This window comes from Acidobacterium capsulatum ATCC 51196 (genome assembly GCF_000022565.1).
In the GTDB taxonomy this organism is placed as follows: Bacteria; Acidobacteriota; Terriglobia; order Terriglobales; family Acidobacteriaceae; genus Acidobacterium; species Acidobacterium capsulatum.
Map to the genome: position 1 here is coordinate 3,146,302 of NC_012483.1, position 24,722 is coordinate 3,171,023.

At 56.8% G+C, this 24,722-nt stretch carries 14 protein-coding genes and 1 pseudogene; 9 read left to right on the forward strand and 6 right to left on the reverse strand.

Features of this window, described 5'->3' with window-relative positions; translation table 11 throughout:
• Positions 1-43: 43 nt before the first annotated feature.
• The 3 genes from motA (at position 44) to ACP_RS12935 (ending at position 2,980) form a co-directional block, all read left to right on the forward strand.
• Entirely contained in the window at positions 44-943 is a 900-nt protein-coding gene (gene motA / locus ACP_RS12925) for a flagellar motor stator protein MotA (RefSeq protein ID WP_015897776.1), read from the forward strand.
• Positions 940-1,752 (forward strand): flagellar motor protein MotB, encoded by an 813-nt coding sequence (locus ACP_RS12930; RefSeq protein WP_015897777.1) that lies wholly within the window; start codon positions 940-942, stop codon positions 1,750-1,752. The genes motA and ACP_RS12930 overlap by 4 nt, the downstream gene beginning before the upstream one ends.
• A gap of 91 nt (positions 1,753-1,843) precedes the next feature.
• Positions 1,844-2,980 carry an NAD(P)/FAD-dependent oxidoreductase gene (locus ACP_RS12935; protein ID WP_015897778.1) on the forward strand — a complete coding sequence of 379 codons (1,137 nt, stop codon included), beginning with the start codon at positions 1,844-1,846 and terminating at the stop codon, positions 2,978-2,980.
• A 3-nt stretch (positions 2,981-2,983) separates the two neighbouring features.
• Here the strand turns inward: ACP_RS12935 and ACP_RS12940 are convergent, their stop codons facing one another.
• Complete coding sequence (locus tag ACP_RS12940) at positions 2,984-4,585, reverse strand: SpoIIE family protein phosphatase (RefSeq protein ID WP_015897779.1); 1,602 nt, start codon at positions 4,583-4,585, stop codon at positions 2,984-2,986.
• A 137-nt stretch (positions 4,586-4,722) separates the two neighbouring features.
• Positions 4,723-8,184, reverse strand: a complete 3,462-nt coding sequence (locus ACP_RS12945; protein ID WP_238525561.1) for a TonB-dependent receptor — start codon at positions 8,182-8,184, stop codon at positions 4,723-4,725.
• Positions 8,185-8,650: 466 nt separating this feature from the next.
• Between ACP_RS12945 and ACP_RS12955 the strand changes: the two genes are divergently transcribed.
• The 4 genes from ACP_RS12955 (at position 8,651) to ACP_RS12970 (ending at position 15,491) form a co-directional block, all read left to right on the forward strand.
• Positions 8,651-10,384: a phospholipase C gene (locus tag ACP_RS12955; RefSeq protein WP_052294809.1), complete on the forward strand. Its 1,734-nt coding sequence runs from the start codon at positions 8,651-8,653 to the stop codon at positions 10,382-10,384.
• 303 nt (positions 10,385-10,687) lie between these two features.
• Entirely contained in the window at positions 10,688-13,339 is a 2,652-nt protein-coding gene (treY, locus tag ACP_RS12960) for a malto-oligosyltrehalose synthase (RefSeq protein WP_015897782.1), read from the forward strand.
• A 2-nt stretch (positions 13,340-13,341) separates the two neighbouring features.
• On the forward strand, positions 13,342-15,093 hold the full coding sequence (gene treZ, locus ACP_RS12965) for a malto-oligosyltrehalose trehalohydrolase (RefSeq protein ID WP_015897783.1): 1,752 nt from the start codon (positions 13,342-13,344) through the stop codon (positions 15,091-15,093).
• Between the two features lie 56 nt (positions 15,094-15,149).
• Complete coding sequence (locus tag ACP_RS12970) at positions 15,150-15,491, forward strand: UBP-type zinc finger domain-containing protein (RefSeq protein WP_015897784.1); 342 nt, start codon at positions 15,150-15,152, stop codon at positions 15,489-15,491.
• Between the two features lie 2 nt (positions 15,492-15,493).
• Here ACP_RS12970 and ACP_RS12975 read toward each other — a convergent pair whose 3' ends face one another.
• The 3 genes from ACP_RS12975 to ACP_RS12985 all read right to left on the reverse strand — a co-directional run bounded on the left by ACP_RS12975 (position 15,494) and on the right by ACP_RS12985 (position 20,759).
• Positions 15,494-16,696, reverse strand: coding sequence for a cytochrome-c peroxidase (locus ACP_RS12975; RefSeq protein ID WP_202944468.1), 1,203 nt, complete (start codon positions 16,694-16,696; stop codon positions 15,494-15,496).
• A 184-nt stretch (positions 16,697-16,880) separates the two neighbouring features.
• The gene (locus ACP_RS12980; RefSeq protein ID WP_202944469.1) at positions 16,881-18,122 is read right to left on the reverse strand and encodes an alkaline phosphatase family protein; all 1,242 of its coding nucleotides are present in this window, start codon (positions 18,120-18,122) and stop codon (positions 16,881-16,883) included.
• A 123-nt stretch (positions 18,123-18,245) separates the two neighbouring features.
• Positions 18,246-20,759 (reverse strand): phosphocholine-specific phospholipase C, encoded by a 2,514-nt coding sequence (locus ACP_RS12985; protein ID WP_015897788.1) that lies wholly within the window; start codon positions 20,757-20,759, stop codon positions 18,246-18,248.
• A gap of 141 nt (positions 20,760-20,900) precedes the next feature.
• On the opposite strand from ACP_RS12985, the gene ACP_RS12990 reads away from it, so the two are divergent.
• Together ACP_RS12990 and ACP_RS12995 are read left to right on the forward strand one after the other, a co-directional pair.
• Positions 20,901-22,280 carry an FAD-containing oxidoreductase gene (locus tag ACP_RS12990; RefSeq protein WP_015897789.1) on the forward strand — a complete coding sequence of 460 codons (1,380 nt, stop codon included), beginning with the start codon at positions 20,901-20,903 and terminating at the stop codon, positions 22,278-22,280.
• Between the two features lie 66 nt (positions 22,281-22,346).
• A complete protein-coding gene (locus ACP_RS12995) occupies positions 22,347-23,897 on the forward strand; it encodes a metallophosphoesterase (protein WP_015897790.1) in 1,551 nt (516 codons plus the stop codon).
• Between the two features lie 65 nt (positions 23,898-23,962).
• Here the strand turns inward: ACP_RS12995 and cysE are convergent.
• A pseudogene (gene cysE / locus ACP_RS13000) lies at positions 23,963-24,712 on the reverse strand (serine O-acetyltransferase); the annotation flags it as partial.
• Positions 24,713-24,722: the final 10 nt, after the last annotated feature.

Genomic DNA, 24,722 nt, shown 5'->3' on the forward strand with positions numbered 1-24,722 from the left:
AAAATCTGCTGATCGGAACCCTTGGGAAGGAGTTGTATCCCACATGCTGGCCATTGTTGGAATCTTGATCGTAATTGGTGCGGTGCTGGGCGGATTTCTTATGGAGAAGGGCCCTCTGCTGGTGTTGATGCAGCCGGCCGAGCTGCTGATTATTGGCGGCGCCGCCGTGGGGACGATGCTGATTGCCAATCCTCTGCGCATTTTGAAGGCGATTGCGGGGGGCCTGAAGGGTGTGCTCGGGAAGTCTTCCTTTGGGAAAGACAATTACCTGACGACGCTGAAGATGCTGTATGAGCTTTTGAACAAGGCCCGGCGGCTGGGCATGCTGGGCATTGAGGCGGACATTGAGAATCCTGCTGAGAGCCAGTTGTTCCAGAACTACCCAAACTTTCTGAAGCACCATCATCATCGTGATTTTGTTTGCGACACGTTGCGCATGGCAATTTCGGGCAACGTGGATGCGTTTGATATGGACCAGATGATGGAGCGGGATATCGAGGTGCATCATCATGGTGCGATGCAGCCGATTACGGCGCTGACGACGATGGCCGACTCGCTGCCGGGGCTGGGAATTGTGGCGGCGGTGCTGGGCGTGGTGATCACGATGGGCGCACTCGATGGGCCTCCAGGCGAGATTGGCCACAAGGTCGCGGCGGCGCTGGTGGGCACATTTCTTGGCATTCTGATGTGCTATGGGTTTGTGGGGCCGTTGAGCTCAAGCATGAGCAAAACAGTGGATGACGAGAATGCGTATCTGTATGTGTTGCGTATTGTTTTGATCTCCTTCATCAAGGGCCAGCCGCCTGTGCTGGCGATTGAGGCGGGCCGCCGTGCGATTCCTTCCCATGTGCGGCCGGGCTTTGCCGAGGTGGAAGCAGCGTACCGGGGTGAGGCTGCCGGAGCGAATGGACAGGCTGGGGCCGAGGCGGCGGCGCAGGCATGAGTCCGCATCGGCCGATTATCGTGATTCGCAAGAAGGTGAGCCACGGAGGCCACCATGGCGGGGCCTGGAAGGTTGCTTACGCGGATTTTGTGACCGCCATGATGTCACTGTTCATCGTGCTTTGGCTGATGAACACGAGTACACCGATCAAGAAGATCATTGCCGGGTACTTTCGAGATCCCAAGAGCAACTCCGCGTTGACCGGCAACGATCACAATGGCGCGACGGATGATCTGACGTGGAAGAAGCAGGATATTCGGAATATCAAGACGCAGATATCCGAGGCCATGCATGCGCAGATTCAGCTCAAGGCGTTGCAGAATCACGTGAACATGGTGGTGACGCCGGAGGGGTTGCGGATTGAACTGTTGGAGGCGAAGGGCGGCACCTTTTTTGATTCGGGAAGCTCGAAGCTCAGCGCGGGCGGGAAAGAGATGTTGAAGCTGCTGGCGCAGCAGCTTGGAGGGGTGCCGAACCGGATCACGATTGAAGGATATACAGATGCCAAGCCCTATCCGGGCAAGGACGGGTATACGAACTGGGATCTCTCGGCGGATCGCGCCAATGCGGCACGACGCCTGATGCAGGCGAGCGGCCTGCATGCGGGGCAGGTGGCGGAGGTGCGCGGATATGGGGACCAGAATCTGCGATTGCCAAACAAGCCTTTTGATCCGACAAATCGGCGCATCACGATTGTGGTGCATTATGTGACGGCTCCATCAAGCCCGGGCAAGGCGAAGCCAGGCGCGCCCGCAGCGCCGGCAAAGGTAGCCCATCCGGTTGCATCACAAAAGCCTTTGAAGAAATAACAGCGAATTTATAGCGTGATAGCGGCGCGTTGCATGCGCGCGCCGCTATCCGGATGCCGGCAGCGGTAGACTGAAGCGTCGGGAGATGCTGGTGTCTGCTTTCTCTTCTCTGCTGCGCACGGATGTGCTGGTGATTGGCGGTGGGCCTGCCGGTCTGGCGGCTGCGATTGCGCTACGCCAGCGTGGGGTGGATGTGACCGTGGTGGAGGCTCGCCCTGCAAGCATCGACAAAGCCTGCGGAGAAGGGCTGATGCCCGAGGCTCTGACGGCGCTGGAACGTCTCGGGATTTTGCTGGACGCGCGGGATGGTGTGCCCTTTCGCGGCATTCATTTTGAAGATGTCAAAACACGTGTCGAGGCGGTGTTTCCATCGAGGCCCGGCCTGGGCGTGCGGCGGTTGCGGCTGCATGAGCGGCTGAGAGCGCGAGCGGAAGAAGTTGGCGCTCATCTGCTTTGGGAGACGCGATGCCAACTGGCGGGCCCGCAAAGCGCGCTGGTGAATGGAGAGGAGATCCGGTTTCGCGTGCTGGTGGGCGCGGATGGCCAGGCGTCGCAGGTGCGCGCGTGGGCGGGGCTGGATGCGTGCCGAGTGGATCGGGTGCGATATGGATTTCGCCGGCACTACCAAATAGAGCCGTGGACGGATCGTGTGGAGGTGCATTGGGCCGAACGGGGACAGCTCTATATCACTCCGGTAGCGGAGGATTGTGTGTGCGTGGCGTTTGTTGGGCGCGAGCCAATGCGCGAAGATGAGCCCTGGCAGCCGCATTTTCCGTGGGTGGAAGAACGCATAGGGAATGCGGCGGAGTGCTCGGTTCCAAGAGGAGCCCTCTCGGCGACCAGAGTATTGCGAGAGGTCGAGCGTGGCTCTTCAGTAGCGTTGCTGGGTGATGCGGCCGGCTCAGTGGATGCGGTGACTGGCGAAGGGCTGGCTGGGTGCTTTCAGCAGGCAGAGGCGTTGGCGGCCGCAGTTGTGAGCAATGATCTGGAAGCGTACGCGAGCACTCACCGGGCCATCAGCCGCCTGCCGCATCGCATGGCGGCGCTGCTGTTGCTGATGGATCGCTACCCGGCATTACAACAGCGCGCACTGCAGGCTTTGGCGGCGAGGCCGCACCTCTTTGAAGAACTGCTGGCTGTGCATGTGGGCGAGCGCGGACTGCCCCGCTTTGCGCTGGAGCGAGGGCCACAGCTTTGCTTGGGATTGCTGATGGCCTCGTCCTATTAGGCTTCAGCCTGTGAAGCGTACTTCGAGGATGGTGCAGTCGTCGTCGTTCTCATTGGAGCGGCAGTGCTGCTCGACTTCCGCAAATATCTCGTCGAGTCCACTGCAGCCGAGTGCGGCGCGTGCGACCCGATCCTCTCCAAAGAAGTCGCCGTCGCCGGGATGAGCTTCTGTCACTCCGTCTGTGACGACGAGAATGCGGCTTCCGGGGTTCAGAGTTGTTTCTTCCGCCTGAAACTGCGTGTTCTCAATCATGCCTACCGGGAGGTTTGCTTCAGAGAGCCGTGAGGCGCTCGTGCCTGAGCAGAGAAAGGGAGGAATGTGGCCGCAATTGATGTACTCCAGACGTCCGCTGGAGTGCAGGCGCAGGATGGACATGGTGGCATAGCGGCCGATGTCTTTTTCGCAGATGTAACGGTTGACGGCGGCGGCAATTGTGTCCAGCGGCTGGCCTGAGATGAGCTGAGCGTAAATCATTCCTTGCATGGTGCAGGCGAGGATAGCAGCAGAGATTCCTTTGCCTGCGATGTCGGCAACGGCAACGGAAAGGGAACTGTCTGTTCCGACAGCAAGAAAGAAATCGCCGCCGATTTCGCGGCAGGGCACAGAGCGAGCGGCTACGGTCGCGAACGAGAGGCTGGGCAACCGTGCTGTCATGATGTTGGTCTGAATGCGGGCAGCGATATTGAGTTCTTCGCGGTAGTGCCTGGCATGCTCTTCGGCCAGCACCAACTGGGTATTTTCAATCAGAGCGGCAGCGTCGGTGGCAATGGCGCGCAGCAGGTCATTGTCTACCTTGGAGAGAACGCCGGGCTTGAGGCGGCTGTCGAGGTAGAGCAGACCTAATATCTCGTTTTCATCGCCTCGGGGCGTGCGCCGCAGGCTGCGCAGCGGAATGCAGATGACGCTACGAATATGCTGGGCAACGATGCTCTCGGTCTGGCGCTCGGCGCTGAGCGTATCAGTGACAATAAATTCCTTGGCTGTCTTGAGAGCCTCGCGAATAGCACCATGAGAGACGGTGGCATCACTGAAGAGCTGCTCGCCATTGCTATTGCGACCCATGGCGAGCTTCCACTCCTGCTCCTGATCACGCAGAAAGACGTAGCCGCGTTCGACCTGGGTAAGCTGCAGAGTGGTTTCTAGTAGTGCAGCCAGGATCTGCTCAATGCTGCCATCGCCCGTAAACTTGCGAGCCGCTTCAAAGAACCAGCGCAGTTTTTCAAGCGCCGTGCTTGATGAGCCGACGGAAGGCAGTTGCTCGATGATTTCGCGGATGGTGGAAGTAGAGGTGGCATCACTGACGCCGAAGTGAAGCAGCGGTCCGTCTGGCGTGCCGAAGGCGAGCGTGTCGCCGGTGTGCAGAGCCTTGCGCCCGGAGACTCGCTGGCCGTTCCAGAAGGTGCCATGCCGGCTGTCACTGTCCACGATGTAATACGTACTGCCGTCGCGCACGATTTCCGCATGACGCCGGGAGACATAGGGGTGCGCGAGAACGATATCGTTCTCCGGAAGACGCCCGATGGTCAGAGGGAGCCGGGTGATGGTTCCTGAGTCGCGCGTCTGGTCTTCGACGAGCGTGTATGGGATGGCGATGAGTTCCGGCATTTGCCACGGATTCTACCGGAAAGCAGGGGGGTAATGCGTTGAAATTACTGAGGAACGGAAGGAAATTGCGGCAGGAAAAATCGGCTCCAGTTCTTGCGTGCAACACGCAGAGAACTGGAGCCGCTGGATGAAAGAGGTTAGAACTCAAGCCGCAAGGAGACCTGACCATTGCGCGCGCTGCCGAAATCGGAGCCACGGGCGGTGGTGATGGTGCCGTATTGCGGGCTGGAGATGTCGAGGTTGGGATCGTTGAGGTTGGTGTGGTTCAGCACATTGGCAAAGGTGCCTTCCGCACGCAGTTTGACCTCGCGATAGATGGTGAAGGTTTTGAAGAGACCGGCAGACCAGTTGACCGTGCCCGGGCCTTCAAGTGAGCCGACCTGCGCATTGCCAAAGCGGCCGATGGGCGCGATGCCGACTGTATTCCCTTGACTGTCAGTGGTGGTGCCGCCTACGTTGCAGGCATCGCCCCACTGCCAGTTGCCTTGCTGCCCTGGGCAGATGTAGGCCTGTTTGTTGATCCAGTCGGTGCGGTTGGCATTGCGTGCCTTGCCCTCGGCGACCTGATCCGGGTGCTGGGCGCGGCCCGGATAAGAGCCTCCCTGATAGTTGCTGCTCAGGCCCGAGCCGGTTCCGGAGGGATCGAGATTGCCGCCGGGGAAATAGGGGCTGAGATAGGGACCGCTCTGCCATAGGAAGATGCTGCTGATCTGCCATCCGCCGGCGATGGTGTCTTCGAGCCGGTTCATGTGCGTGCCGAATTGACGGCCATGGCCGAAGGGCAGGCTGTAGACGAGGGTCGTGTTCCAGCGATGCCGGCGGGTGCCGTAGACGTTGCCGAAATCAATTTCGCGATTGAAGCCATACTCGGCACGCGCGCCGCCGGTTTCACCCGCGAAGCCCGTGTTGTTTGGGCCCTGATCGTCGGAGAGATTCTTGGCATAGGTGTAGTCGGAATCAAAGGTGAGCCCGTTGCCGGTGTGATGGCTGAAGTCGAGCTGCAGCGCGTTGTAGTTGGCGTTTGCGCCTACGGCGCGCGTGTTGATGACGCCCCAGTTGGGGAAGGGACGATCGCTGAGGGGACGGAAATAAGCTGACTTGGTGGAAGAGTAGGTCGGCAAATCATTCAGGTTAGGTGCCCAGACGAGGTCGTGGGTTTCCATGCCGATGTAGGAGATGCGCGCGCCATAGCCGGCGCCGAACTCGTGATCAACCGAGAGGGTGTACTGCTCGGAGTAGGGGTCTTTCCAGTTCACGGCGTTGGCGGTGCCAAAGTAGGCTGTGCCGTATGCGCCAGCCGCGGAGCTTTGACCCTGGCCGGCGTAGATCTGCGGCCATGAGTAGGCGGGACCCGTCTGGGTTTCGCTGTTGGCGTAAATGGTGGTGGCGGCCTGCAGAGTGCCGGTCAGCGAGTAGTAGATGGAGCCGAGCGTGGTGATGTCATACATGCCGAATCCACCACGAATGGCCGTGCGGTCATCGTTGAAGGGACGGAATGCGAAGCCGAAGCGCGGCATGAAGCGCAGGTGCGGCACCTTTTTGAGATAGCTGGGGAAGCCAGCCGCCGTATTGTCGAGCACGGGTGTGCAAGGCGCGCCATTGGCTGACGGTGATCCAGTGGTCTGGCCTACGGGACATGCATTGAAGCTGGCGAGATATCCGGGAGAGAGCGTATTTTCCGCGCCATCAGGGAAGATGGCTTCACCAGAGAGCGGCACGTTGGGGTTGAAGTTGCCGATGTTGCCCGAGGGATCATGATAACCGGGCTCGAAGTCATAGCGTACGCCGTAGTCGAGGGTGAGCCGCTGCGAGACGTTCCAGTGATCCTGCGCGAAGAAGGCGTAATGGTTGGAGATGCCGTCGTTGTCTGACTGCACGACATCATATTCAGTGCCCTGAGGCACGCCGATGAGGAAGTCGCCGAATTCTTGCCCTGTGAAGTTTTTGCCAGTGTTGAAGTTGAAGGTCCCGTAATTGTCCGCGCCGAAGAAACCGAGCGGAGTGATGGCCTCAATGTGACGGATGTCAAAGCCCGCCTTGACGACATGTTGCTTGTGCGTCCAGGTGAGTGTGTCGTTGTACTCAAAGAGGCGCGATTTGCTCGTAGCGGCGATACGGTCCGCATTCAGAGAACTGAGGTAGTTGAAGTCCAATTCAGGAACGCCGTTGAAGAACAGATGCTGCAAGCCTTGCAGCCCGGAGGACTGCACAAAAGAGGGGCCGTTGAAGGCGTTGGTGGTGCCCTGCGTGTAGAGGTTGAAGCCGAAGCGGAATTCGTTCAGCAGGTGCGGATTGAAGGTGTAGTTGCCTGCTACGACCAGAGCACGGTTTTGGCCGATCTTCTGGCCCTCGGGGACGAGCAGGGGCTCCGGCTGATTCTGCGTGATGTTCTTCCAGGTGTAGCGGGCGAAGACGAGGGCGCGCTGGCCGAAGTATTGGTCACCGCGCACGTCGAACTGGTTGGATTTATAAGCAGTGTTCTGATTGACGATGTAGTTGATCTCGCCAGGTGTGTAAGACGTGGTGTCGCCGGTGTTCGGGTCGGGGAAGAACTGCAGAAACTTCTGCGACACGCTGTTGATGGGCACCGTGTAGTTGGGATAGACCGCGCCGGTGAAGGGGTTGGTCAACGGCTGCACCCCTTTGACCTGCGAGAAGTTGCCCTGCTTCATTTGCGCGGTGGGCACGCTGTACTGAGCGGCCGTGGACTTGGGCAGCCGGAAGCCTTCAAAGTCAGCAAAGAAGAAGGTGCGATTGCGGCCGTTGTAGATGTGAGGAATCCAGACAGGACCGCCACCGGAGACACCAAAGTCGTTGCCGACAATGTGGGGCTTTTGCAGGGTTCCGTAGGGAATTGCATTGAAGGCTGAGTTCTGGAAGTACCAGAAGGCGGAACCATGAAAATTGTTGGTGCCGCTCTTGGTGATGACGGTGATCTGGCCAGGCTGGCCGAACTCCGCATTGTCGAGCACGCCCTCGACGCGCAACTCTGCGATGGCTTCGCCGGAAGGAAAGGCGTCTTGAATTGGGCTGTTTCCAGTTACATTTTGAAGGCTGATGCCGTCGACCGTGAGGTCAGACTGGGAGGGGAGTCCGCCTTGCACCGAGAAGCTGACGCCGGTGCCATCCGGATTTCCGGTATCGGACTGTACGCCGGGGAGTGTCTGGATGAGGCCGAGAGGACTGGTGCCATTCTGGCTGGCGCGATAATTTGCGGGAAGATTTTCAACGTCCACGGCGTTGTAGGTCGCCTCAATCGTGGGCGACTCGGTGGTGATGGCGCCTCTTGACTGCGCATTCACTGTGACCTTCTGGCTTACATTACCCAGCTTGAGCGTGACGTCGGCACGAAGCTGCTGGCGGGCAGCAAGCGTCAGCCCACTGAGCACTTCATTTTCAAAGCCGCTGGCGCTGACCGAGATGGTGTAATGGCCCTCTGTCAGGGTGAAGAACTGGTATTGCCCGGACTGCCCTGTGACCGTGTGGTGAGTCACGCCTGTATCGGTTGCGGTGAGTGTGACACTTGCCCCGGGAATGACAGCTCCGGAAGGATCTTTGACGATGCCGAGAATTGTGCCTTGCGTCGATTGAGCCAACACTGCTGCAGGGAGCAGCAGTGCAAAAAACAGACAAAGAAATACGTAACAATTACGGCGAAAATGCATTGTCCACGCCTCCTGCGGGAACGGTAACAGCCACCGGTTACGGAGCAGTAAAATCTGGGTGCTGCGCGGTATTCATTTGTGGATTCAGAAGATGAAAAGAATGTAACTGAAAATGAGACATAAGATGGCATCCTGCTCCCGGCAGAAAGGGCTTGCCGAGAGGCTACGCTTGGCTGGATCTGAGAACGATCGAAAAAATGGTGCGGAGGGCGCTCTTGAGAGGTGGGGCGAGTCTGATGGTGGGAGCCTCGATTCAGGAGATTCTCTGCCTGGGCGCTACCCTTGTGCTCTTGCCAAGATTACAGAAAATTAACAGAGTTGGCGGAGGTCGCAAAGGTACAAAGGAGAATACGGCCTTGCGCAGGAGTGCGGCGAAAGCAGATGTTTGTGCGAGGTTATTTTGATTCGTGAAGCGGGGGGAGCGGTGAAGAAGGTGCGCGTGCAGGGCGGTTTCAAGGGATTGGCCATGCTGGCGGGGGCGATGCTCCTAAGCAGCGGAGCGACTTGTTTTGCTGGCGCAAGACCGGCTTTGCCTCAGACCGAGCAGCAGATCATCGCAAACCTGCGTGCGCACGTGCATCACGTGTTTGTGGTCTATCAGGAAAATCGCTCCTTTGACTCCTATTTCGGATCGTTTCCTGGTGTAGACAATCTGGCCACGGCGGAGGCCCGCGCACATGGCTTTCGGCAGTGGGATGCGATCGGGCATCAATGGATTACGCCGTTTCTGATGCATGCTTCCGATACTGCCGATGCGGATCACTCCCGCCTGGCGCTGCTGACCAAGACGGATCACGGCAAGATGGACAAGTACGTCAGCTTTGAAGAAGAGAACCTGGTCAACGTTTCCATGGCCAGCCCACAGTACGCCGAACAGGTAGGCATGCTGACGATGGGTCATGAAGACTGCACCACGATTCCCTTTTTGTGGATGTATGCCCATCACTTTACGATCTACGATCATATCTTTCAGGCGATGGATGGTCCTTCCACGCCGGGCAATATTGAACTGATTGCCGCGCAAACAGGCCAGACAGAAGCGGCCCGGCATCCGGAGCGGGCCTTCAAGTCGATCTTTGGCACCGGTGATCCGGTGGTGAATGATGCGAATCCGGCGTTCGGACCTTACGCATTTCCTTACCAGGCGGATGGTGCGCTGCAGATTGATCAGACCTACGCAACGTTGATGCTGACCTTAAAGGGCCGCGAAGCGACGGAAGCCAAAGTCGACAGCGACGACATCAAGGAAGATGTGAGCGAGCTGGCCCGGTTGAATCACAACGCCGTGCCTTGGGGCTGGTATCAGGAAGGATTCGGCGACGGAAAAGGAAATCATCACCCGGCTTATATTCCGCATCATAATTCGCCGCAATACTTTGGCTACATCCGCAAGAACCCGAAGATGTGGATGGGCGAACATGATCTGCTCGACTTCTTCACGGTGATTGAGAAGCATGAGCTGCCGGAGAAGAGTGTTTCGATCATCAAGGGAGGATATAAGAATCCCTTTGGCTGGAAGCCGGCGAATCCGGCGGCGGCGAATATTCTTGGAGATGACGATCACCCAGGCTATTCAGATTCGCAGCTCTCGGAGTCGCTGGTCGCAAAGGTGGTGAATGCAGTCGCGCACAGTCCTTACTGGAAGAGTTCGGCGATCATCGTTCTCTGGGATGATTCGGAGGGCTTCTATGATCATGTGCCGCCTCCGCAGTTCGAAGAATGCCCTGACAAGGAACCCTGTGGAGACGGACCGCGTGTGCCATTGATTTTGATCTCTCCCTATGCCCGCTCGGGTGGGGTGGACAGCAACTCTGGCGATCAAGGCTCGTTTGCGAAGTTTTTGGATGTGCTGTTCCGGCTGCCGGCGCTCGGTTCATTGCCGGATGAAAAGCCCTATCTTCCCGAGGGTCCGCGGGACACAAATCCGCGGCTGTCAAACCTGCTGGGCGGCTTTGATCCGGCGCGCCTTGCAGGCGAAAAGGCTCTGATTCCTCCATCAGAAGCTGAGATTCCCGCCACGGTAGTGAATCATTTTCCGCCATCAATGACCTGCAAAGATACGGGAGTGGCTCCAGTGGCGATTCCCGGTGGATCGCTTACCCCGCCGAAGGGATTTACGAATCCTATCCCGTAGAGCCGTGGTGATCGGGAGACAATCAACTTTTAGTCGCGAGATGGTGCGGAAAATGTGCCATCTCGCGGCGACGTTGCGCGGTGGCGGCCGCGGGAGTATGGGTCGGACCTGAATGGAAATGCGGGCGTAAGAGGCTTCGTGTGCCAACCTGCCTGAGCATCCCGCAGTAGCCTCAGAACATCCTACCTGTCACACCTTACGAAGTCCGAAATGCGTGCCAAGTTTTGACGGTACGGGTCCACCGAATGCATAAAATGCAGACCCTGACTTCGTGAGCTACCTGCAGGACAGGGGCAATCCAGCATGCGGCGCGTTCCACAATCCACCTATCGTTTACAACTCCATAAAGACTTCACCTTTGAGGATGCTTCTGCCGTTGCAGATTATCTGCATCGGCTGGGCGTTTCGCATGTGTACAGTTCCCCTTATCTGCAGGCTGCTCCGGGGAGTATGCACGGCTATAACGTGGTTGACCCTGGGCGTGTGAATGAGGAGCTCGGCGGTGAGGCAGGCCACAAGCGCTTTTGTGAGCGTCTGCATGAAGCCGGACTAGGGCAGATTCTCGACATCGTGCCGAATCACATGGCCACGCGGCGTCAGAATCGCTACTGGTGGGATGTTCTGGAGAATGGGCCATCGAGCCGGTATGCGACCTGGTTTGATATTGACTGGAATATGCCAGAGGTTCGGCTGCATAACAAGATCCTGATTCCTGTTCTGGGAGATCAGTACGGCAGAGTGCTGAGCCAGAATCAGATCAGAATTGAGCATGAGGCGGAGCGCTTCCGCGCACGATACATGGACAACTTCTATCCGATTGCGCCGCGTTCGTTGGCGCTGCCTCTGACGAAAGCAGCGCAGTATGCAGAGAACGCGACACTGAGCTTCATTGCAGACAGCCTTTCGCGGCTTCCTGTTCCCGATGCCTACGACACAGAGATGGTCATGTCGCGACACAGGGACAAGACCGTCATCTTCGAACTGCTGCATCGGCTTTGCAATGAGCAGCCGTCGGTGATTGCGGCGATTGATCGTGCAGTTGCCGAATTGAATGAAGATCATGATGCGCTGGATGCCTTTCTGGATCTTCAGTATTACCGTCTCGCCTATTGGCGCACCGCGGATCAGGATCTGGGCTATCGGAGATTTTTTGATGTGAATACTTTGATTGGGCTTCGTGTGGAGCGCCCACACGTTTTTCGCGCCACCCATGATCTTGTTTTGCAGTGGCTTGATCAAGGCGTGTTGGATGGAGTGCGGGTTGATCACCCGGATGGACTCAGGGATCCGAAGCAGTATTTTGAGCGGTTGCGCGAAAATGCGCCGGATGCATGGATTGTGGCCGAAAAGATTCTCGAGCCCGAGGAGGATTTGCGCGAAGACTGGCCCATCGAGGGAACCACGGGGTATGACTTTCTGAACTTTTGCAACCGCCTGCTGGTTCACGAAGAGGGCCTGAGCGAAATCACGAAGACGTATGCTGCATTCACGCAGGAGTCAGTGGACTTTGACGATATTGTTCACGAAAAGAAGATGAATGTGGAACACGAGCTGCTGGGCAGCGACGTGAATCGCCTCGCCAATCTGTTTGTGGGTATCTGCGAGGGAAATCGTGACCGTCGTGATTACACAAGGGCGGAGATCAGGCGGGCGCTACGCGAAGTGGCAGCGTGCTTTTCGGTGTATCGGACCTATGTTGTTCCGGGAAAAGATCAGGCAGGCAACAAAGATCAGAATCTGATCGATCAAGCGATAGAAGAAGCTAAGGCCAATCGGCCCGATCTTGATCCGGCGTTATTTGACTTTATGGGAGATGTGCTGGCATGGCGTTCGCGCGGAGAGTTGGAAGGCGAATTCCTGCTGCGCTTTCAACAGTTCACTTCTCCAGTGATGGCCAAAGGCGTCGAGGACACGGCGCTCTATTGTTTTAATCCCATGATTGGCCTCAACGAAGTGGGGAGTGCCCCGGAATCAGGCGGCCTCAGCCTGGAGGCATTCCATGATCATTTCGCGAAAGTGCAGACGTCACACCCATACACGTTGAATACCCTGGCCACGCACGACACGAAGCGCTCAGACGATGTGCGAGCGCGGCTGGCCGTGCTGACTGAAAATCCCGGTCTGTGGAAGAGCTCACTTCGCAAGTGGTCGCGCGCTAACGCGCAGTTTAAGACAGGGATCTATCCGGATCGGAATACGGAGTATTTCCTGTATCAGACCTTGATAGGCACTTGGCCGATTAGTGCGGAACGCCTGACCGCTTATATGGAGAAAGCGACGCGTGAAGCCAAGCAACAAACGAGCTGGACGTCACAGAACAAGGAATTTGAAGATGCTCTTCGATATTTCATTGAGCAAATATTGAGGTCGCAGGAATTTCTGGAAGATCTCGAAGGTTTTGTGAGCAGTATGCAGACGCCGGGACGAATCAATAGTCTCTCGCAAACGCTCCTCAAGCTGACCGCACCGGGGATTCCAGACACTTACCAGGGTGGGGAGATCTGGGATTTGCACCTTGTGGATCCCGACAATCGTGGTGTGGTGGATTACGATGCCAGACGCACGATGCTGTCGAGCCTAGAGCAGGGAACGAGTCCGGAGGAAATACTGCGAAACTTTGACAGCGGGCTGCCAAAACTGTGGGTGATCTACAAGGCGTTGCATCTGCGCCGCGAGCATCCAGAATGGTTTGGTGCAGATGCGGAATACTCTCCCCTGTATGCCCGTGGCAACCGGAAGGATCATCTCGTTGCTTATTTGCGAGCAGGTAAAGTGGCAGCGCTTGCGCCGCGATGGTCCCTGCGTCTGGGAGAATGGCAGGGCACAAGTGTCGAGTTGCCCGAGGGAAACTGGAAGAACATCTTTACCGGCGACAGCGTGAAGGGAGGCTCCACTCGCGTGGGAGCACTGCTCGAGCGCTTTCCGGTGGCGCTTCTGATTCATGAGACGGAGTAGGCATGCATTCTTTTGAAGTGTGGGCACCACGGGCGAAAGAAATGGCTGTTCAGGTAGATGGAATTGCCCATCCCATGACAGGCCCGGATGAGCGCGGTTATTGGCGGGCTGAGCTAGATGAGGCCGGGCCCGGTTCGGACTATGGGTTTCTGGTGGATGGAGATACGAAGGCCTATCCTGATCCCCGCTCCAAGTGGCAACCGGAGGGTGTACATGGATTGTCCCGGGTCTATGATCCAGATGCATTTGATTGGACGGACGCGGGATTTCAAGCGCCGCCGCTGGCCAGCGCCATTCTCTATGAGTTACACATAGGAACCTTCACTCCTCAGGGCACGCTCGATGCGGCGATTGAGAAGCTCGATTATCTGCGTGCGCTCGGCATCACGCATGTGGAACTGATGCCGGTGGCGGCTTTCGCCGGGGAGTATGGATGGGGATATGACGGGGTGGCTCTTTATGCGGTGCATGCACCGTATGGCGGCCCGGATGCATTGAAGCGCTTTGTGAACGCGGCGCACTCGAAAGGATTGGCGGTGCTGCTGGACGTGGTTTACAACCACTTTGGTCCGGTGGGCAATTACACCGGGAAATTCGGTCCATATGTGACCGAGTCACATCATACGCCGTGGGGTGGCGCTGTGAATCTGGAAGATGCCGGCGCGGATGAGGTGCGCCGGTTCTTCTGTGATAACGCGCAGATGTGGCTCAGGGAATTTCATATCGATGGATTGCGCCTGGATGCGGTGCATGCGTTTGTCGATAGATCAGCGATTCACTTTCTTGAACAGCTTTCGGCGGAGATAGAAGCGCTGAGCGCGCAACTGGCACGCCGGCTTGTGCTGATCGCAGAAAGTGATCTGAATGATCCACGTATCGTTACTCCTCGCGAGGCCGGCGGATATGGCATCGATGCGCAATGGAGCGATGATTTTCATCACGCGCTGTTTTCTGTTCTTGCAAATGAGACGGATGGTTACTATGCGGATTTTGGCGGGTTGCGCCAGTTGGCTAAAGCCATCGAGTCCACGTTTGTCTACGATGGACGGTATTCCCCCTATCGAAAGCGTACTCACGGGCGCGCTGCCGGGAATCTTTCGCAGCATCGTTTTCTTGGTTACATCCAGAATCACGATCAGATTGGGAATCGTGCCATCGGCGAGCGGATAGAACACATGACAGGCGCTCCGCGTGCCAAGATTGCTGCCGCGCTGGTCCTGACGAGTCCTTTTGTTCCCATGATTTTTCAAGGCGAGGAGTGGGCAGCGTCATCTCCCTTTCAATACTTTGCAAATCACGATGACCCTGAGATGGCACGGCTGGTTTCAGAGGGAAGAAAGAAGGAGTTCGCTGCGTTCGGATGGGACCCCGAGTCCATTCCTGATCCTGAGCAGCGTGAAACCTTTGAGCGCTCCAAGCTGAAGTGGCAAGAGACCACGGAGCCGCGTCATGCTGAGATGCTGGCGTGGCACTGGGAGCTTATCCGACTGCGGCGGTCAAGCGCTGACCTGAATGTTGGGGAGCCTGGGAACGCGTCGGTCAGCTTTGATGAGCAAGCGGGATGGCTGATGGTTCAGCGGGGAAGGGTCTTTGTCTATTGCAATCTGGGAGCTAAGGATTGCCGTTTTTCCATTCGCTCATGGGGCCGTGTTCTATTGGCCTCAGCAGCCGAGGTGAAGTTCGAGGATGGAGTGCTCATGCTTCCAGCGGATGCAGTTGCGGTGATCGAGATGAAGGAAGGCAGTCGGCAATGAATTGCTTTGCGGCATACTTGGGACAGGAATAAAAGTGTCAGGAGAGGAATGCCAGAATGAAGCATGTGAATCCAGCTGCGAAGCCGAGCGGCACAGGATGCCTGGAATGTGAGCAGTCGGAGGGATGGTGGTTTCATCTGCGCCGCTGCGCGGAGTGCGGTCATATCGGCTGCTGCGACTCTTCTCCTTCGCGTCATGCCAACGAGCACTACCGCAGCACAGGGCACGCGGTGATCCAGAGCTTCGAGCCGGGAGAAAGCTGGTTCTGGAATTTTGAAAGCAGCAGCGTGGCTGATGGCCCCGCGCTTGCTCCTCCCCATCATCATCCAGTCACTCAGCCGGCGCCAGGTCCTGAGGGGCGCGTGCCTGAAAACTGGCAGAGCTTGCTGCATCGATAGCCTCAGCGAGGGGAATCCTTCGCTGAGCCGCGACGCGCCTGGTGTAAGGAAGCATTTGCGGAATGCGGTGGAGGAGGCAGGCGCTTTACGACGTCCTGATCGGTCAGCGTTTTAAGAAATGCGATGACATCATCGATTTGCTGTGCATTCCACACGGGCTTTTCCCCGAGAGAGCGGTTGAGAGGAGCGTCCGTGGTGTCGACATTGGCGCGGTTTTTGATCGGCAGATCGTTAAACTTCTCTACTTTTCCATTCGGGCCGGCTGGATACCACTTGCCGGGATCCGTATCTCTTTCCACATAGAACAGCAGCGCCTGGCGCAACGTGTGAAAACGCCCATTGTGAAAGAAGACTTTCCTGATTGCGACGTTGCGCAGGGAAGGGGTGCGAAAGAGCCCGCAGTTTGCCGGATCATGAGAGGCTTTATCTTTGCGAAACGGACCGCAGAGGCCCAGGTCGTAGTAGTGCGGATTACTGTTCCAGGGAATTTCATCATTGCGCGGCACGCCCAGCGCTTCAAACTGAAAATCAGTAAAAATCGGATGCCTGCCATTTGCCCCAACTTCATCCAGATGACAGGAAGCGCAGTTGCCGCTGTTGGGGTTATCGAATAATTCTTTGCCGTGCAGTTCCTGCGGTGTAAGCGAGGCTTTTCCGTCGAGCCAACGATCATACTTGCTGCTGTAGGGATGAAAGCTCTTATCCTCCAGCTCAAACTGCTGGAGAGCCATGGCCGCATCCTGCACAGCTTTGGCAGGGCGGGAAAAGATGCGGGCTCCAAAGACGGAGCGAAATTCCGCGGCGTAGTCTGATTGACTGAGCTTGTGAGCGAGTGTGGCGGCGTTGCGATTGTCCATCTCCGCAGGGGAGAAAAGAGGTAGCAGGGCCTGGGCGTGCAGCGAGTTGTAGCGCCCGTCCCAGGTGTAACCACCGGTAGGAACATTCTCCGTCTCAGTCAGTTGCTCGATTGGATTGCTGGCTCGCACATCGGACCAATGCGGCACATAGTTGAGGACATAACGCAGGGAAGGGGCCGCACGGTAGCCGGGAGTCTTGAGGTCTGGTCCACCATATTGCACCGCACTTGCATTGGGTGGGCCGTAGGCGAAGCGCGGATCATGGCAAGTCGCGCAGGCCATTTTTCCTGATCCGGAAAGCGACTTGTCAAAGAAGATCTTTTTCCCAAGACGGGCGGCAGCGCTCATCTCGCTGTGACGGATAGCCTGAGTTGAGAGTCTGGTGCTGCCGGCAAGACATAAGGTTCCCGCTGAGAGCAAGGCGGTCAAAAACAGGGCTGAAAAAGTGAGTCGCATGGAAAAGCAATCTCTATGGATGGATCATCTGTCTGTATGAGTCGAGCTCTCACGCAGGACGGCATATAGGTGTCCTTCATCGATAGTTGGTGAACACGTCTGAACCAAATGCCGCTAATCCCTTTTGCCCCGCATAGCCAAGATAGTGATGGATACCGAAAATCTCTTCCATCGATTTCAAAAGTGAGTAATGGTTGTAGGGCACATTGGATACGGTTGAAGGACGAATGTACTTTGACAGCAGGAGCGCGCCTGTACGGTCCCCACCGTAATCGAAAGTTTTCTTGGTAATGACGTAGCCGTGTTGATGATAAGTCACGAAGTAAGGGTACTTTCTGCCGAGGTTTGGTCCTTCGAGCTCATGGCAGCAGTATTTCCCCGGCACTGTTACAGTTACCTTTTTTCCATGACGCTCAATTGTGCCACCTCCGCCTTCATCAAAAGTGATCACAATCAGACCGTCTTTTTTGTAGGCGGGAGAATTCATGATGATGGGGACCCACTTGGCTAGAAACGTGTTTATGGATTTGAGACCGCCCGGCCGTCCATCACTGCATGGCGCATTGTGGCCGTCATTGCAGAGGTTCGGCGTAATGAAGCTGAGGTTTGGCGTGGTGGCGACGGAACGAAGATCGGTCTTCAGGTGGCGAAGGTTGACAACGTCCTTCTTGCACACCGGCGAATCAATGATCGAGTGGAAGTACATGAAAGGATTATGCCGCGTAGCGTATTTGTCGCCGAGGGGGATGGCCGGGGTTGGTGCCTCTGCAACCTGGGTCAGATCGCGGGCATTGAGAGTTGGATGTCCGCAGGTTGCAGATTCACGGGCGGGATCGTTGCCCATGTCCTGCATGTAGCCCTTCCATGTAAGACCCTCGGCCATCAATTGACTGGCAATCGTTTTTACTGAAGAAGGATAGACGCATCCCTGCCCCACTGCCTGGCCGTCAGGAGCTGTGCCGGTCTGGTGAAAATCCAGATAGGTATTGCAGTCATCTGATGTTTGCGAGGTAGAGGCTTGCCCGCTGACCACAGAGATGTAATTGTCGAGGCTGTCATGGCCGGTGCCGTAGTACTGCGTGAGCAGAGCGCCTTTGGATCGTAGCGTCTTTGAAAGATAAGGGGCTGGGGAGTCTGCACCGAAGGTGCTTGAGAAGTCTTTGTTCTCAAGCATGATCACGAAGATATGCCGGATCGGTGGCAATACTTGCGAAGTTGGAGGGGCGGCAAGCGCGATCAATGAGGGGCTTGCGGCACCCAGGAAAACCAATGCCAGCGCGACGAAGAAGGAAGCCGTGAAGCGTGATGATGTCTTCAAAGAAAAACCTCGGTGCGAACCTGCAACAGAATGAAGTCAGTGACCGGGCGTCTCCATGCAACGGCGCGGTCTCTACTTGTCTTGAAATTCCAGTGTACTTCCGCGAGCGCCAGGAGCAGACAGTTATGCCATGCTTCCCATCAGCGGATCGCTGTACCCTGGGTGGCCAGTCTCGACGCGTCCAGCATAACGAGCGGATACTTCTGACTCCCCGGCATGTATGGTGAAGTCGTACCAGAGGTGGCTCGATTGCAGGGGGATGATGATTGCTGTCTGATCTCCGCCATTGATGGAGCGGTGTACAGATGGCCGTCCGTAGGATTGGTCGATCACAGACACAGCCATAGTTTTCCGGCCCTTGTTTTGCAGATGGATTTCTATGTTACCGGTCAGCCTGGAGGCGTCTTGCTCATAGGCCACGCGCACAACCACCGGCGATGGTGAGCTTATTTTCCCAACGAAGGAACGATAGAATCCGTTGGGTCCGTGTATCTCGATGTCATAGTTGCTATCCACGAAAATTTCGAGAGGAATTTTCTGCAGGAGCGTGTCGCCGGCTTTTACCGCATAAGTCGCCGCCTGCATGCTCTTGCCATTCTTGAGGTTGCGCAGGTAGACATTGAACGGAGCTCCGGCAGAGCGTGCGCCATATGCCTGATCTCCGGCGGTAAGGCGGAGTTCCCAATGCTTGCCGTCCTGCGATAAGCTGCCATCGGCGTAGAGTTCATAAGGTAGAGCGCAAGCGTGGCGAATGCCCGTCTCCTGCTTTGCAAGCAGGGCACTGTGACGGGGGGAGTGTTGCATGCTTGCCAGATCGTTTGCGCTGAGCGCCCGATAATTATTCGGGATCTCTTTATAGCGAGCTTTTTCAATGCTCACCACAAACGGATCGCGATCCACAAAGTTCAGATCGGATGAGGCGGAGTGAAAGGGCCGGAAGACTGAGGTCATGTCTCCAGTGACGGTGCGGCGCCATGTACTGATGTTTTCTTCACGTACCGATTTGCCATACTTAGCCTCGACGAAATGCTCCAGAAGCTGGAGGGTCGAAGTGTGATCGAAGACCTGTGAGTTGACCCATCCGCCGCGTGTCCATGGTGAGGCAACAATCATGGGCACGCGAAAGCCAAGTCCGATGGGGCCGCGCCGTGCCTCTTGTGGCGCAACACCTTGCGCCAGTTCATCCTCTATATAGGTGTAATCGAGAGCAGTGCTGATGCCGGAAGAAGCTCCGCCTGTCTCTGGTCTCTTGGGATCAGCGGCAACGAATGACGGAGCGTGGTCGAAGTAACCGTCGTTCTCGTCATAATTCAGAATGAAGATGGTCTTCTTCCAGACGTCTGGATTGCTGGTCAAGATATCCATTGCCTCAGAGACATACCATGCGCCAAACCACGGGGATGTGGGATGGTCAGAAAAGTTCTGAGGCGCAACGAGCCAGGAAACAGTGGGAAGCTTGCCCTCTTGCACATCTTTGCGGAACTGGTGGAAGATGTCGCCCTTGGGCACCCTCATCGTGCGCGGCTGGCCTGCCTCTTCAAATTCGAGAGAGCTGAGCGCGTGATAATCCGGGTCACCTGCATTGGTGACAAAGGCGGCATGGAACAGCGCCTTCTGCTCGTCTGTCAGTTGCTGGTAGCGCTTATTGCCGCAGTTGGAAAGCGCCGCGTCTATTTTCGCGATGTTGTCCTGCACTTGCTTGAGCCATGCCCGCATTTGAGCGGCCTGGGCGGCATCTGGAGCCGCGGATATGCCGGCTTCGAGCTTGCGGGCCTGTTCTGTCAGGTCGACTTTCCAGGACTCTGCCGCCGCAGCGAAGCCCGGATAGGCCTCTGCGTTGTATGCGTCGAAGCACTCCAGCGTGTTGTCGCCGAAGTTTGAGAGCCAGTCGCTCTCTTCTCCTGTGAGGGCAGAGCGGGTCAGATCATTCTGGTATGTCTTCCAGGTGATGCCGGCTTCCTGCAGCCGCTCCGGAAAGGTCTTCCACACGAGGCCGCCGCCATCGATCTGCTCATTCCGGATAAAGACCTTTGAGCCGGGGCTTTGGCGGTCGCGAATGGTTCCTGTCCAGAGATAGCAGCGATTTGGCGAAGTGCTGCTGAGCACTGAGCAGTAGTTTTGATCGCACACGGTGAAGGCGTCGGCCAGCGCATAGTAGAAGGGCAGGTCTTCGCGCGTGTAGTAGCCCATGGTCATGGGCACATGGCTGTACTTTTTATCGCCAGACCGCTTTGCGTCGAGCCATCCGTCATGGCGGCCCTGATTCCATGCATCGATCTGGCTCTCGCGGGAGTGCGGTAATGAGCCCATCCACGTGATGCGCGTGTCGCGGATGTCGAGACGCCAGGGAGCATAGGATTGCCCTTCCTGATCCGTTTGCACAAACACGAGGTTGCCATTCGGCAGACGCAAGGCGCGAGGATCATTGAATCCGCGCACACCACGGAGCGTGCCAAAGGTGTGATCGAAGGATCGATTCTCCTGCATGAGGATCACGATGTGTTCGGCATCGAGCCACGTGGAGCCGGGTTCGGGCTCGATGGCATAAGCCCTCTCGATCGAGGCCGGCAACATGCCTGTGAATCCAGCCCCGGAAATGAGGGCCGCAAGCTTTAAAAAGTCGCGTCGCGTCTGCATGAAAAAGTTCTCTCATATCCAGTTTATGGTTTTATAAACAAAACCCTAATTTGGCCTTATAGAGGGGTAAAAACGAGGGTGTTGCCGGGCAGCAGGACAATACTCTGCAACGGGAAGAAGCATTTGTGCCTCTAAGGTGCCATGAGGGAATCTTTTGATGCCATTGTGGTCGGGGCCGGGCAGGCCGGCCCTTCGCTGGCGCGGCGTCTTGCCAAAGCCGGACGCAAGGTTGCGGTCGTCGAACGGCATCTTTTTGGCGGAACCTGTGTGAACACAGGTTGCACGCCCACCAAGGCGATGGTGGCAAGCGCACGGGCGGCGCACATGGCTCGCCGCGGTGAGGACTTTGGCTTCAGCGCTGGCCCTGTCGCAGTGGACTGGGGCGCAGTCAAGCGCCGTAAGAACCAGATCGTAGAAAAATCCCGGACTGGCGTAGAAAAAGGATTGCGAGAGACGGAGAACTGTACGGTGTTCACCGGAACCGCCAGCTTTGAATCCTCCTCCTGCATGCGAGTGGGAGATCATCGGTTAGAGGCGTCTCAAATTTTTCTCAATGTGGGCGCGCGGCCTTTTATCCCTGACCTGCCGGGTGTGGACAAAGTACCCTTTTTGACGAGCAGCAGCATTCTGGATCTGGACGAGTTGCCGGAACACCTGGTTGTCGTGGGGGGCGGCTATGTCGGGTTAGAGTTTGCGCAGATGTTCCGCCGCTTCGGCTCTCAAGTCACCGTAGTGGATCGCGGTGGGAGACTCGCGCCACACGAAGATGAGGAGGCCTCGAAGGTCATTGACGAGATCTTTCGTGCCGAAGGTATCGCTAGCAGGACCAGCGCCGAGTGTATCCATCTCGAAGTGGATGGTAAGCAGGTGGCTGTCGGCCTGACTTGCGGAGAAGGCGAGCCGCGTATTGTTGGCTCTCATATTCTGCTGGCAGTCGGGCGCATACCCAATACGGACGATCTGAACTTGCAGGCCGCAGGCGTCGTCACGGATGAGCATGGATACATCCAGGTGGACGATCAGTTACGCACGAATGTTCCAGGGATTTTTGCGCTCGGGGACTGCAATGGCAAAGGCGCATTCACGCACACGTCCTACAATGACTTCGAAATTGTTGCGGAGAACTTGCTGGACGGAGCGTCTCGCCGGGTGAGTGATCGAATTCCCGTCCACGCTCTCTACCTTGACCCGCCACTGGCGCATGTTGGTATGACGGAGACCGAAGCGCGCCGCAGGGGGGAGCCGATCCTGGTAGGAATGCGGCCAATGTCTCACGTGAGCCGCGCAATTGAAAAGAGCGAGACTTTCGGATTCATCAAGATCCTGGTGCATGCGGAAACTCGCCAGATTGTGGGAGCGACCCTGTTCGGTCCAGGTTGTGATGAGGCCATTCACTGCATTCTTACGGCGATGTATGCGCATCAGCCTGCTTCATTGCTCACGCATTCGGTTCATATTCACCCAACTGTCGCGGAGTTGATTCCTACAACGCTTGCTGATCTGAAGCCGCTTGGAGAATAGCAGGGCAATTCTGAAGAAATTCTTATACACACACTCTCTTCATGACCTTGCTACAGTGAGAAGGAGATGAGCGTGTCAAAGGGTGAAAAGAGGATTAGCACGTTTCGGGTGCTTCCATGGGTCGAGGTTGCATGTGTCATAGCTTTGACAGGATTAGCGGCTGCATCTATTCCCGTTCGAGCTCAAGGGGCCATGCATGCGCGAACAAATGTTTCTACCGCGCGCCCAATTGTGATGTTGAGCGATATCCACTTTGATCCTTTTCACGATCCGGGCAAGTTCAAGCAGTTGCAGGCTGCGCCTGTGAGTCGTTGGGTATCGATTTTGAATGCTCCTCCTACATCCGGTCAGGCAAAGCAGTTCGCCGAAATGCAGAGCGCATGCAATGCCTCCGGTGTCGATACGGATTGGGCATTGTTGCAGTCGAGCCTGGCCGCCGCACGAGAGCGGCAGCCATCTCCCCTTTTTGTGACGCTCAGTGGTGATTTGACCGTGCACCAGTTCAGTTGCCGGTTTCATCGCATGGACCCAAACGGGAGCGATGCTGCCTCCATTGATTTTGCGGTGAAGACGGCAAGTTTTGTTGCATTGGAACTGAAGCATACGTTTCCCCAATCGCCTGTGTACATTGCTCTGGGCAACAATGATTCGAGCTGCGGGGATTACCGGGAGTCGCCAGGAAGTCAGTATTTTCACGGTATGGCGCATGCCGTTGCAGCGGAGGCCGGATCGGCGGCCCATGGCGAAATCCTGCGTGAATTTCCTTATCAAGGCGACTATGACATTCCACTGCCCGGGCCTATGCAGCACACGCGGCTGATTGTCTTGCAGGATATTTTTCAGTCTTCCAACTACAGCGCATGCAATGGTAAGCCCGATCCGTCTGCCGCACGCCAGCAGATACAGTGGTTAGCGGGCCGGCTCGCTCTCGCGCGGGCGCACGGTGAACATGTATGGGTGATGAGCCACATTCCCCCCGGAGTATTTGTTTATCAGACCATCAAGGCACACCGGAATGTTTGCGGGGGGCAGGCGCCGGAGATGTTTTACTCCAGCGAAGGACTGACAGATACGCTGCAGAAGTATGCCGGTACAGTTCGCCTGGTGATCATGGGGCACACCCACGACGATGAGTTGCGGCTGTTAAAGCCGGCCGGGGCAGTGCTTGCCGGGAGTGGTTCTCACGAAGTTCCCGTGAAGCTGGTCCCTTCCATCACGCCTCTGCACGGGAACTATCCTGCGTTTATAACAGGGAAAGTGAACCCTCAAACGGCCACACTGATGGACTACACCGTGTTCATCGCCAGCAATAAAACAGGTATCGGGACGCAGTGGAAGACGGAATACACGTGGTCGAAGGCGTATGATTTGCCCGATTTCTCCGCAGAATCCGTGGCCAAACTTGTCACGAGATTGCAAGATGATAAGCACGGCAGCAGCGCCGCAAGCCGAGACTATGAGCAGTGGTTTGCGGCCGGGGAGGGGAAGACGATGGGCACGCTCTTGCGTTTGTTCTGGCCCTCTTATGTATGCAGCCTGGGCCACATGCACGCGTCAGGATACCGCCAGTGTCTCTGCGGCGGGACGAGGACTTTAGAATCCAGCACAGGGCACTGATATTTGATCTGGTCAGCGACTGGACTTCATCGATTACGAAATGATCTGGTCCGGAACGACGCTCCTCAGATGCCTTCGCCCATCTGTACGTAGTCCTTCAGCTTGTAAAGTTCCTGGCGATAGCGAATGCGTTCCAGCTCTTCGGCGGAGAGCGGATGCTGCTGCGCAATGAGAGCCTGTTCGCCGCACAGTTCGCGCAGGCGCTGTTCCAGCTCTTCGACGCGTTGAGAAAGGGCGATGACTGCATCAGACAGCGGGTCTTTTACCTCGCGCGGATTGGTGATGAGGATTCGCTTGCCCTCGCGGTAAATGATGTGCGCAGGAACGCCCACGACTGTGGAGTTGGGCGGGACGTCCTGCAACACGACAGAGCCTGCGCCGACGCGGGAGTTTTCGCCGATGGTGATGTCGCCCAGAATGTTGGCGTTGTTGCCTACAAAGACGCCATCGCAAAGAGTGGGGTGGCGCTTGCCGCGCTCTTTCCCGGTGCCTCCAAGAGTTACGCCCTGATAGAGCGTAACGTCATTGCCGAGGATTGCCGTTTCTCCAATGACCACGCCCATGCCGTGATCGATGAAAAGACGCTCGCCTATGGTGGCGGCGGGATGAATCTCGATGCCAGTCCAGAAACGGGTGAATTGAGCAAGCAGGCGGGCAGAAAGCCGAAAGCCGGAATGCCAAAGAGAATGGGCCACGCGATGACTCCACACCGCGTGCAGGCCTGGATAGCAAAGCAATACCTCAAGCAGGGAGCGCGCGGCCGGGTCGCGATCCCTGACCGCGCGAATATCTTCTGCGATACGTCCCATGAGCCGACGATGCTCC

Excerpts from the sequence above, each read along its gene's own strand:
- motA (WP_015897776.1), top strand. The coding sequence starts at position 44 with ATGCTGGCCATTGTTGGAATCTTGATCGTAATTGGTGCGGTGCTGGGC.
- ACP_RS12990 (WP_015897789.1), top strand. The coding sequence starts at position 20,901 with ATGAGGGAATCTTTTGATGCCATTGTGGTCGGGGCCGGGCAGGCCGGC.
- treZ (WP_015897783.1), top strand. The coding sequence starts at position 13,342 with ATGCATTCTTTTGAAGTGTGGGCACCACGGGCGAAAGAAATGGCTGTT.
- ACP_RS12930 (WP_015897777.1), top strand. The coding sequence starts at position 940 with ATGAGTCCGCATCGGCCGATTATCGTGATTCGCAAGAAGGTGAGCCAC.
- ACP_RS12985 (WP_015897788.1), bottom strand. The coding sequence starts at position 20,759 with ATGCAGACGCGACGCGACTTTTTAAAGCTTGCGGCCCTCATTTCCGGG.
- ACP_RS12970 (WP_015897784.1), top strand. The coding sequence starts at position 15,150 with ATGAAGCATGTGAATCCAGCTGCGAAGCCGAGCGGCACAGGATGCCTG.
- ACP_RS12995 (WP_015897790.1), top strand. The coding sequence starts at position 22,347 with ATGAGCGTGTCAAAGGGTGAAAAGAGGATTAGCACGTTTCGGGTGCTT.
- ACP_RS12975 (WP_202944468.1), bottom strand. The coding sequence starts at position 16,696 with ATGAGCGCTGCCGCCCGTCTTGGGAAAAAGATCTTCTTTGACAAGTCG.
- ACP_RS12940 (WP_015897779.1), bottom strand. The coding sequence starts at position 4,585 with ATGCCGGAACTCATCGCCATCCCATACACGCTCGTCGAAGACCAGACG.
- treY (WP_015897782.1), top strand. The coding sequence starts at position 10,688 with ATGCGGCGCGTTCCACAATCCACCTATCGTTTACAACTCCATAAAGAC.